8 protein-coding genes are annotated in these 10,164 nt (G+C 33.7%); 4 read left to right on the top strand and 4 right to left on the bottom strand.

Going from position 1 to position 10,164, the window contains the following annotated elements:
* Nucleotides 1-442: 442 nt before the first annotated feature.
* Nucleotides 443-1,339 (bottom strand): gliding motility-associated ABC transporter ATP-binding subunit GldA, encoded by an 897-nt coding sequence (gene gldA, locus FLAPXU55_RS04955; protein ID WP_053470114.1) that lies wholly within the window; start codon nt 1,337-1,339, stop codon nt 443-445.
* Between the two features lie 147 nt (nt 1,340-1,486).
* Between gldA and FLAPXU55_RS04950 the strand changes: the two genes are divergently transcribed.
* Together FLAPXU55_RS04950 and FLAPXU55_RS04945 are read left to right on the top strand one after the other, a co-directional pair.
* A complete protein-coding gene (locus FLAPXU55_RS04950; protein ID WP_180856822.1) occupies nt 1,487-2,068 on the top strand; it encodes an outer membrane beta-barrel protein in 582 nt (193 codons plus the stop codon).
* 94 nt (nt 2,069-2,162) lie between these two features.
* A complete protein-coding gene (locus FLAPXU55_RS04945) occupies nt 2,163-2,600 on the top strand; it encodes a hypothetical protein (RefSeq protein WP_219637245.1) in 438 nt (145 codons plus the stop codon).
* A 93-nt stretch (nt 2,601-2,693) separates the two neighbouring features.
* On the opposite strand, the gene metE is transcribed toward FLAPXU55_RS04945, so the two are convergent.
* Nucleotides 2,694-5,015, bottom strand: coding sequence for a 5-methyltetrahydropteroyltriglutamate--homocysteine S-methyltransferase (gene metE, locus FLAPXU55_RS04940; RefSeq protein WP_180856821.1), 2,322 nt, complete (start codon nt 5,013-5,015; stop codon nt 2,694-2,696).
* Between the two features lie 157 nt (nt 5,016-5,172).
* Between metE and FLAPXU55_RS04935 the strand changes: the two genes are divergently transcribed.
* Nucleotides 5,173-5,634: an Lrp/AsnC family transcriptional regulator gene (locus FLAPXU55_RS04935; protein ID WP_029271860.1), complete on the top strand. Its 462-nt coding sequence runs from the start codon at nt 5,173-5,175 to the stop codon at nt 5,632-5,634.
* A 271-nt stretch (nt 5,635-5,905) separates the two neighbouring features.
* Nucleotides 5,906-7,252 (top strand): deoxyguanosinetriphosphate triphosphohydrolase, encoded by a 1,347-nt coding sequence (locus FLAPXU55_RS04930; RefSeq protein WP_053470117.1) that lies wholly within the window; start codon nt 5,906-5,908, stop codon nt 7,250-7,252.
* Between the two features lie 72 nt (nt 7,253-7,324).
* Here the strand turns inward: FLAPXU55_RS04930 and FLAPXU55_RS04925 are convergent, their stop codons facing one another.
* Both FLAPXU55_RS04925 and FLAPXU55_RS04920 read right to left on the bottom strand, forming a co-directional pair.
* Nucleotides 7,325-8,326: a DUF3078 domain-containing protein gene (locus FLAPXU55_RS04925; RefSeq protein ID WP_053470118.1), complete on the bottom strand. Its 1,002-nt coding sequence runs from the start codon at nt 8,324-8,326 to the stop codon at nt 7,325-7,327.
* Nucleotides 8,327-8,362: 36 nt separating this feature from the next.
* Entirely contained in the window at nt 8,363-10,153 is a 1,791-nt protein-coding gene (locus tag FLAPXU55_RS04920) for a 1-deoxy-D-xylulose-5-phosphate synthase (RefSeq protein ID WP_180856820.1), read from the bottom strand.
* Nucleotides 10,154-10,164 lie beyond the last annotated feature (11 nt).

Raw genomic sequence — 10,164 nt, 5'->3', positions numbered from 1 at the left:
TTAAACTTAATCTAAAAGGAATGAGCCCGATACAATATCGAGCTCATTATTATAAAACTTAATTATTAATTTGTCTAAACTTTTGGGTGCAGTCTAAAATTAGCAGGCTCTTTTCTTTCAAAAAAAATAAAAAACAAAAAAAACAAGTTCAAGGGATTTAAATTCTATATGTTTGGAGTTAATGCAATAATAGGATTATCCAGATTATATCAATATAAATTTTACAGATGCAAATATAATATTATTTATAACAAGTCTAAATAAAAATAATTAAAAATTGCAATAAAATTTTACATGTTTGATACCAAGTAGATAAATATTTGATATTAAGAAAGATTAAGAGAGAAACAGAGATTCTTAGAAAAGAAAACCCGATTTATTCCTAAGAATAAATCGGGCTTTTATAATCTGAGACTGTAATCTGAGACTGCGACTAAAAAACTTACTTAGTAATTTCTCTAAAAACAGCTTCCAGGTTTTTATTTTTCTGGTTTAATTGTAATGTTTTTAAACCATTTTCTGTAGCGAAGTCAAAAATTGCAGGACGCATATCTTTATCAGTAACAAAAGTCAGTTCCCAAGTCATGTCATGCGTGTTTTTGTATGAAGAAATATTTTCTAATCTGGCTAAAAGCTGCTCTTCGACTTTATAATCAAACTCTACTTCAATAACTTGCTCTTTATTATCAGAAACTAAATGATCTAATTTATTGTCGGCAACAATTTGTCCTTTGTCAATAATTATGACACGATCGCAAATTGCTTCGACTTCCTGCATAATATGTGTCGATAAAAAAATGGTCTTATCCTTACCAATATTTTTGATTACGTTTCTAATTTCCATTAACTGATTCGGATCCAGACCTGTAGTTGGTTCATCCAAAATCAAAACATCAGGATTATGCAATAAAGCATTCGCAAGCCCAACGCGCTGACGGTATCCTTTTGAGAGCTGGCTGATCTTTTTATGGCTTTCCGGTGTCAGTCCTGTCAGTTGAATTACCTCTTCAATTCTTGACTTCGGTACTTTATATACATCGGCATTAAAAGCCAAATACTCACGAACATACAAATCCAAATATAACGGATTATGCTCTGGTAAATATCCTATCGACTGCTGCACTGCTTTTGCGTTTGTCATGACATCGTGGCTATTTACAAGGGCTGAGCCGCTGTCGGCAAGTAAATAAGTGGTCAAAATTTTCATTAAAGTAGATTTTCCGGCTCCGTTGGGACCAAGAAATCCTACGATTTCTCCTTTCTCAATTTTAAACGAAATTTCATTTAAAGCTTTTTGCTCTCCGTAACTTTTTGATATACTGTTTACTTCTATCGACATGACTTTTTATTTGCTACAAAAGTAAACAGAAATAGTCTCGATTGCTAAAATTTATCTTTTAAAGTAATTATAAAAAATTAAACAGCGCCCAGTATTCACGGCATCGTTATTGTTAAAGGAATGCTAAATTAAAATAAAACCCAAATTATGAAAAAAATTCTAGTGATGGCTGCATTGGCTATCTGCAGTTTTGCAAATGCACAAAAAGGAACAATCTTAGTAGGTGGAAACATCGGATATTCTTCTGAAACGGTTGATTATGGAGTTGGTGAAACAAAAACAAATCAATTTAGCTTTTCTCCTAAAGTAGGTTACCAATTTCACGAAAACTGGACAGTTGGAGGTGAATTTACGGTATCTTCAGCTAATGATGACAATGGTGCAAGAGAAATAAAAGATAATGATTTCAAATTAGGAGCTTTTGTACGTTATTCAGTGCCATTAAACCAAACTTTTTCTGTTTTTGCAGATATGGGCTTAGGTCTACAAAATAAAAAAAGAACTATTGATGGTCCTGGAAATGATTACTCAAAATCTAAAGCAGACGGAATGTACGTTGGAGTAACTCCAGCTCTTTTCATTAACATGAAAAAAGGATTTGGTTTAAACTTCAGCATTGGTGGTTTAGGTTACGATACTTACAGCTATGACAACAATGGTCCGGATGTTAGTAATTTCTACTTCAATTTTGGACAAACATTTAACATTGGAGTTTCTAAAAACTTCTAATCTTAAGTTACATATTCAATTTCAGAAAAGCACTCCAATTGGGGTGCTTTTTGTATTTTTGAAAAGAAAGTTATTCATTATAAATACGATGAAAATGGCATTGTTACCAATTGAAGCTAAAGAATTTATAGAAACTGCAAATAGGTTAGATATAGAAGTTGAATTATTGAACAAAGAGGATTCTCAAAAATATATTGAGAAAGTTTTAGATTCTTTTAAACCTTTTAGGGTAACAGGTCATTTAGGAATTGGAGATAATTCCATTTCAATACCATTAGACGAGAATGAATTTTCGTATTCTGAAAATTTAGATCAGGAAAGCGGTTATGTTTTTTTTGAGCAGTATAATTCTGAAGGAAAGACAACTGTTATTAAGATTGGAGATGTTAGAAAACTGGGAGAGATTATAGCGGATAGTTTTGGAATGGAATATTTTTTATCGAATGAAAAAATGGACTATCTAATAGCCGTTAATTGGTATGTTGTTGAAATTTCAGGAAATGCAAAAGAAAAGTTTAATCTAAAAAAATAATGTCCGCAAAAGTGAAGTCGAAACTAAATCATAACTAATTCCCGACTCCACTAAGCTGACACTAAAAAACAAAAATATATCTAAAAAGAACTATTAATTTACAGGACTTTCAACAGCTGCGCGCATTTCCTGAGCCGCAGCAACCATTTCGATTAAAGCTTTTTTGGTTTCATCCCAATGACGGGTTTTTAAACCACAATCAGGATTTACCCATAATTGATCGACCGGAATTACTGCCGAAGCTTTTTCTAATAAACGAACCATTTCTGCGCTCGAAGGCACACGCGGTGAGTGAATATCATAAACGCCGGGTCCAATTTCGTTTGGATATTTAAAGTTGGCAAAAGCATCTAAAAGTTCCATTTGCGAACGAGAACATTCAATCGTAATTACATCCGCATCCATATCGGCAATGTTTTGAATAATGTCGTTGAATTCGCTGTAACACATGTGTGTATGAATTTGCGTATCGTCATTTACACCACTTGCAGAAATACGGAAAGCTTTTACAGCCCAATCTAAATATTTCGCCCATTCTTCTTTTCGTAATGGTAAACCTTCACGAATTGCAGGCTCATCAATTTGAATAATTTTGATTCCCGCTTTTTCCAAATCCACAACTTCATCACGAATTGCCAAAGCGATTTGTGTACAAGTTTCAGAACGAGGCTGATCGTTACGAACAAACGACCATTGTAAAATTGTTACAGGTCCTGTAAGCATTCCTTTTACCCATTTTGGCGTTAGAGACTGCGCATATTTCGACCATTTTACCGTCATTGGGTTTGGTCTGGAAACGTCACCGTAAATAACCGGAGGTTTTACACATCGGCTTCCGTAACTTTGAACCCAGCCATTTTTGGTAAAAGTAAATCCGGCCAATTGTTCGCCGAAATATTCCACCATATCATTACGTTCAAATTCTCCGTGAACCAAAACATCAATTCCGGTTTCTTCCTGAAAACGAATCGTAGCTTCAGTTTCTTTTTCGATTAAATCATTGTATTGTTCCGTAGTTAATTCGCCTTTTTTGAATTTCGCTCTCCAGCTTCTCACTTCAGCTGTTTGAGGGAAAGACCCAATTGTAGTTGTTGGGAATAACGGAAGATTTAAAGCTTCAATCTGACTTTTTCTTCTCGCTGCAAAAGCACTTTTGCGTTTGTCATCAGAAGCAGTGATTCCGGCAACACGTGCTTTAACTTCGTTATTATGAATTAATTTTGAAGTCTTACGGTTTTCATTTGCGATTACGTTTCTTTCGTAATCAACAGAAGTTTTAATGTCAACTTCGCCTGAAGCAATTTGTTTTAAAAGTACAATTTCGTTGATTTTCTGCTTCGCAAAAGCAAGCCATTGTTTGATTTCCGGAGTTAGAGTCTGATCGTTTGTCTCTAAATCTAAATCGCAAGGACTGTGGATTAAAGAGCAAGAAGGCCCAACTAAAATTCTGTCTTTACCTAAAGCATCAGTTGCTTTTTTGATTAATTCTAAAGATTTTTTGAAATCATTTTTCCAGATATTTCTCCCGTCAACAACTCCCAAAGAAAGATTTACGTTTGAAGCCAGTTTTCCGGATTCTAAAATATCATCTAACTGAAGTGGACATCTAACTAAATCTAAATGGAAAGTATCAACCGGAAGAGCCAAAGCCGTTTCTAAGTTTTCTCCGAAACAGTCAAAATAATTCGCTAAAATGATTTTAAGTTTTGGGAAACGAATATTGATTTCGTTATAAACCTGTGTAAAAGTATTTCTTTCTTTATCTGTTAAATTTAAAGCTAAGAAAGGTTCGTCAAGCTGAATATATTCTGCATTTTCTGCTTGTAATTTTTCGAAAATTTCGAAGTAAACTGGCAATAAAGCATCAATAAGATCAATTCGGTTAAAACCTTCTTCCTTTTCTTTTCCTAAAAGTAAATACGAAATTGGCCCAATTAAAACTGGTTTTGTTGCAATTCCTAAAGCATTTGCTTCTTTAAATTCATTGATTATTTTTTCTGAAAACAATTCAAATTTTTGGGTCTTTGTAAATTCAGGAACAATATAATGATAGTTTGTGTCGAACCATTTTGTCATTTCCATTGCTACAACATCCTGACCTTCTTTTTGTGCGCCTCTTGCCATTGCAAAATACAAATCCAGAGATGAATTTTTTCTTGCAAATTCGTGGTAACGCTGCGGAATTGCACCAACTGTCAAAGTCAAATCCAAAACCTGATCATAAAAAGAAAAGTCATTTGACGGAATCAAATCAACTCCGGCTTGTGATTGTAAATGCCAGTTTTTGATACGAATTTCTTTTCCGGCATCGATAAGTTCATCTGCCGAAATTTTTCCTGCCCAATACAATTCACTGGCTTTTTTTAATTCTCTGTTGCTCCCGATTCTTGGATAACCTAAATTATTTGTTTTCATTTTGATTTCAGTATTTTTTACTGAACAAATTTATTGTATTAGATTTTATAACTTATATTTGATACTTATTTCAGTAAAATGTATTTTAAAAATGATTTTAAAAAGATTTTATTACTGTAAATATCTTTCAAACGAACCTTTAGCCGTAAAAAAAACTATGGAAAACCTGGATAAAACCGATTTACTTATCCTGAAACACCTTCAGGAAAACTCAAATATCAACACAAAAGACCTCGCCAGTAAATTATTTCTTACTGTAACGCCTGTTTATGAGCGTATAAAAAGGTTAGAAAGGGACGGATTTATAACAAAGTATGTGGCATTACTTGATAGAAAGAAAATGAACCGCGGTATGACAGTTTTTTGCAATGTCCGTTTAAAAGAACACGCTAAAAACGTGGGAAGTAATTTTGTAAAAGATATCGTAGCACTTCCTGAAATTATAGAATGTTATAATATTGCGGGCGATTACGATTTTATGCTAAAAATTCTCGTCCAGGATATGGCTAGTTATCAAGATTTTGTAATGAATAAATTGTCAACGATAGAAAACATCGGAAATACGAACAGTATTTTTGTAATGGGAGAAATAAAACACAGTACCGCATTAGAGTTTTAATCTTTTTTTTTGCCACAGATTGCACAGATTATAATGATTTTTTAGGATTGATGGTTAGGTTTTTTGCCACGAATTTCACGAATTTTCACAAATCATTGTGTATAAATTAATTCGTGAAAATTCGTGAAATTCGTGGCGAACAAAATATTTAATCTTTTAATTCAAATTAATCTACAGCCTATTTTTATTTGATATTATCCTAAAATAAAATGTATTTTTGACGTTTAGATCCTCAATCTAAAATCAATAATCTACAATCTAAAATAGAACAATGAACTGGGAACAACTTTTATCATTAAAACGTCAGGGAGATACAAGCAAAAGATTACGTGTAGAACAAGATGATACACGATTAGGTTTTGAAGTCGATTATGACCGAATTATTTTCTCGGCAGCATTTCGTTCTCTGCAGGATAAAACCCAGGTAATTCCGCTTTCTAAAACAGATTTCGTGCATACCAGATTAACGCACAGTTTAGAAGTTTCTGTTGTGGGAAGATCTTTAGGACGTTTGGTAGGTAAAAAAATCATCGAAAAATATCCTTATTTAAAAGAAATTCACGGTTATCATATGAATGATTTTGGGGCAATTGTAGCCGCTGCTTCATTAGCGCATGATATCGGGAATCCGCCTTTTGGACATTCGGGAGAAAAAGCAATTGGCGAATATTTCTCTACCGGAAAAGGATTAAAATACAAAGATAAATTAACAGCAAAACAATGGCAGGATTTAATTGATTTTGAAGGAAATGCCAATGGATTTTCGGTACTAACGGCAAGCCGTCCGGGAATTGAAGGCGGACTTAGAATTTCATATGCAACATTAGGCGCTTTTATGAAATATCCGAAAGAAAGTCTTCCGAAAAAACCAACCAATAATATTTCTGATAAAAAATACGGTTTCTTCCAGTCTGATAAAGCTTTTTTTGAAGAAGTTGCCGAAGATATGGGAATGATCCCAAATAAAGAAGATGGAGATATTGGTTTTGAAAGACATCCTTTAGCTTATTTAGTTGAAGCAGCAGATGATATTTGCTACACGATTATCGATTTTGAAGACGGAATCAATCTTGGTTTAGTTTCTGAAGATTATGCTTTAGAATATTTAATTAAATTGGTAAAAGACAATATTGGGGTTGCTAAATATAAATTATTAGAAACAAAAGAAGACAGAATTAGTTATTTGCGTGCCTTAGCAATTGGAGCCTTAATTAACGACGCCGTCGATGTTTTTGTTGAAAATGAAGAAGCAATTCTGGCCGGAAATTTCCCTTTTGCTTTAACAGACAAAAGTAAATACAAAGCACAGATGAATGATATTATCAACTTAAGCGTTGAAAAAATCTATCAAAGCCGTGAAGTTATCGAAAAAGAAATTGTTGGTTATCAAATCATTCAGACTCTGCTTGATAAGTTTATTACTGCATTCAATAACAAATACGAAGGGACAGCATCAAATTATGATAAATTAATCCTGAAAATGCTGCCGGAAAAACATAATTTAGAGAAAGGTAATTTATATGAACGTCTGCTTCATATTTGTCATTACGTTTCTCTTTTAACAGATGGAAATGCGTTAGAATTATACGAAATGATTCAGGGAAGAAAAAAGAATTAATGTTCAAATTATAGTATAAAAAAGTGCCTGTAAATATTTACAGGCACTTTTTTTTATAAAATGAATTTTTATTTATTGAAAAGCATAAACTAAACCAACACCAAGGACTTGACGTAATTGCGCTCTTGGTCCGTCGTTAACCTGAGAAGTACTTCCGGTTACAGGATCAACAACATCTTTTTTAGTTTTAATATCGTCATCATAAACTAAATGAATACCGATATTTGCTTTCACATAAGCATTTACAACAAGATCTAAACGAGTATCGTAATCAACGTCGACATTTCCAAATCTGTTTAAATAATCGGTATATAAACTTAATCTGTTTTCGTAAAAAATGTTTTTAAAGATTTCGCTTTTCATGTATGCCGTAAAAAGAATACCAAACTCCGCTTTTACTTTTTGTCCTTCCTCAATTAAAATTTGATTATTAGGATCTAAAGGATCTGGTGCATAAACCGCTTTTTTCACACCAAAAGAACCTTGATTTGCCAGGTATTGATCTAATACCAAAGTAGTTTTTAACGTAATAGGAGAGAAGTAAAAAGTTCTGTTTTTCTTTTTGTCTGAATTCTCAGCTCCCGCTCCCAGAAATATATAAGCTGGGGCAAAAGGCCTAGAGATTGCAATATCCCGGTTTGGATAATTGTAACCGTCTGTAAATTGTGTATTGAAGTTAAATTTAGCAGAATAATACCAGTTTGAAACCGTATCTTTTCTAAATCCGTATGTTGAGTTTAATAAAACAGCATCGTCTGTTTTTCTAAGTTCGGTCCCGTCTTGTTTGTTTAAACCATATTTAACAATAAGTTCGTTAACCCACTTATGATTTCCTTTTACAAAAGTTCGTCCAAATTCACCCTTAAATAAACCAGAAATAGAACTTGTTCCCCCGGCACTCCAATTCACAAAAGCGATCTCTGAAATATCAAAACCCACTTGATTTTTTTTAGTCCAGTTTGAAGGCAGTTTAGGTACTTGATTTGGATCTAAAGTCGTTTGTATAAGCTGCGCAAAGTTTTTTGAAGAACAGAGAAGCAACAGAAGCAAAAGGGTAGAACGTAATAATTTCATTAGGCTTATTTTTGTATTTTTGGTGTTGCAAAATAATTATTTTACACCGTTTGAAAAAAGATTTATTAAAGATTTAACGTCAATTTCACACAATTGTTGTAGCTGCAGCACGCTTCCATGCTCAATAAACTCGTCGGGAATACCCAAAATTTTGACATCATTTTTGAAGTTATTTGTGGCAGTAAATTCCAAAACAGCACTTCCAAATCCGCCTTTTTTTACTCCGTCTTCAATTGTAATTATATTTTCGAAAGTTGAAAAAATAGTATTTAATAGGTTGATATCTAGTGGTTTAATAAAAGAAAAATCATAATGTGCCAGATCATCAGAATTCGAACATTGATTTATAGCTTCGATTACATTATTTCCAATTGCCCCTGTAGATAAAATAGCTGTTTTTGTACCGTTTTTTAAGCAGTTTCCTTCTCCAATATTAATTTTTTCGTAATGTCCGAAATTTTCTACTTCCCAGTTTTGTAAGACGCCGCGTCCTCTTGGATATCGAATCGTAATGGGATGATTTAATAAGCCTAATTGAGCCGTATATAAAATGTTTTGAAGCGCAATTTCATTAATTGGCGCATAAATAATCATGTTTGGGATAGAACGCAGATAAGCAATGTCAAAAACACCGTGATGCGTGGCGCCGTCTTCGCCAACTAAACCAGCTCTGTCCAAACAAAAAATAACGGGTAAATTTTGCAACGCCACATCATGAATAACCTGATCGTAAGCGCGCTGTAAAAAAGTCGAATAAATATTGCAATACACAACCATTCCCTGAGTAGCCATTCCGGCGGCAAGAGTTACGGCATGTTGTTCTGCAATTCCCACATCAAAAGCACGTTCCGGCAGTTCATCCATCATAAATTTTAATGAACTTCCTGATGGCATTGCAGGTGTGATTCCGATTATTTTTGCATTCTTTTTGGCCAAATCCAAAATAGTTAAACCAAAAACATCCTGATATTTTGGAGGAAGATTTTCTTCTGATTTTAAATGAATTTCTCCAGTCGAAGCATCAAATTTTCCGGGTGCATGATATTTTACCTGATTTTCCTCAGCTTGCTGTAAACCTTTTCCTTTAGTGGTTACAATATGAAGAAACTTTGGGCCTTTTATCTTTTTTAATCTATTTAATTCTTTGATTAAAGTTGGAAAATCATGTCCGTCGATTGGGCCGGAATAATCAAAATTCAAAGATTTGATAATGTTATTCTGCTTCGGATTTTTTCCATTTTTAACAGCAGTCAGATATTTTTTTAAAGCACCAACACTCGGATCAATTCCAATCGCGTTGTCGTTTAAAATTACAAGAATATTAGCATCGGTAACTCCGGCATGGTTTAAACCTTCAAAAGCCATTCCGCTTGCGATAGAAGCATCGCCAATAACTGCAATATGCTGTTTGTCGAAATCCCCTTTTAGTTTAGAAGCAATCGCCATTCCCAATGCTGCAGAAATAGAAGTAGAGGAATGTCCAACCCCAAAAGTATCGTAAACACTTTCAGCTCTTTTTGGGAAACCCGAAATTCCTCCAATTTGTCTGTTCGTATGAAAAATTTCCCTTCTTTCGGTTAAAATTTTATGTCCGTAAGCTTGATGACCAACGTCCCAAACTAACAAATCTTCGGGCGTATTAAAAACATAATGCAAAGCAATTGTCAGTTCGATTACACCTAAACTGGCACCTAAATGCCCTTCTTTTACAGAAACCACATCAATAATAAACTGGCGTAATTCCTGAGCAACCTCAGTAAGCTGCTCTTCTTTTAAAAGACGTAAATCGGCAGGATTGTATATGTTCGAAAGTAAATTGCTTTTCATTGTAAGGTAAA

Origin of the sequence: Flavobacterium panici (genome assembly GCF_903819335.1) — a bacterium.
GTDB lineage: Bacteria > Bacteroidota > Bacteroidia > Flavobacteriales > Flavobacteriaceae > Flavobacterium > Flavobacterium panici.
The sequence above is the reverse complement of the archived record's forward strand: the minus strand, read 5'-3'. Positions and strand labels throughout refer to the sequence as shown.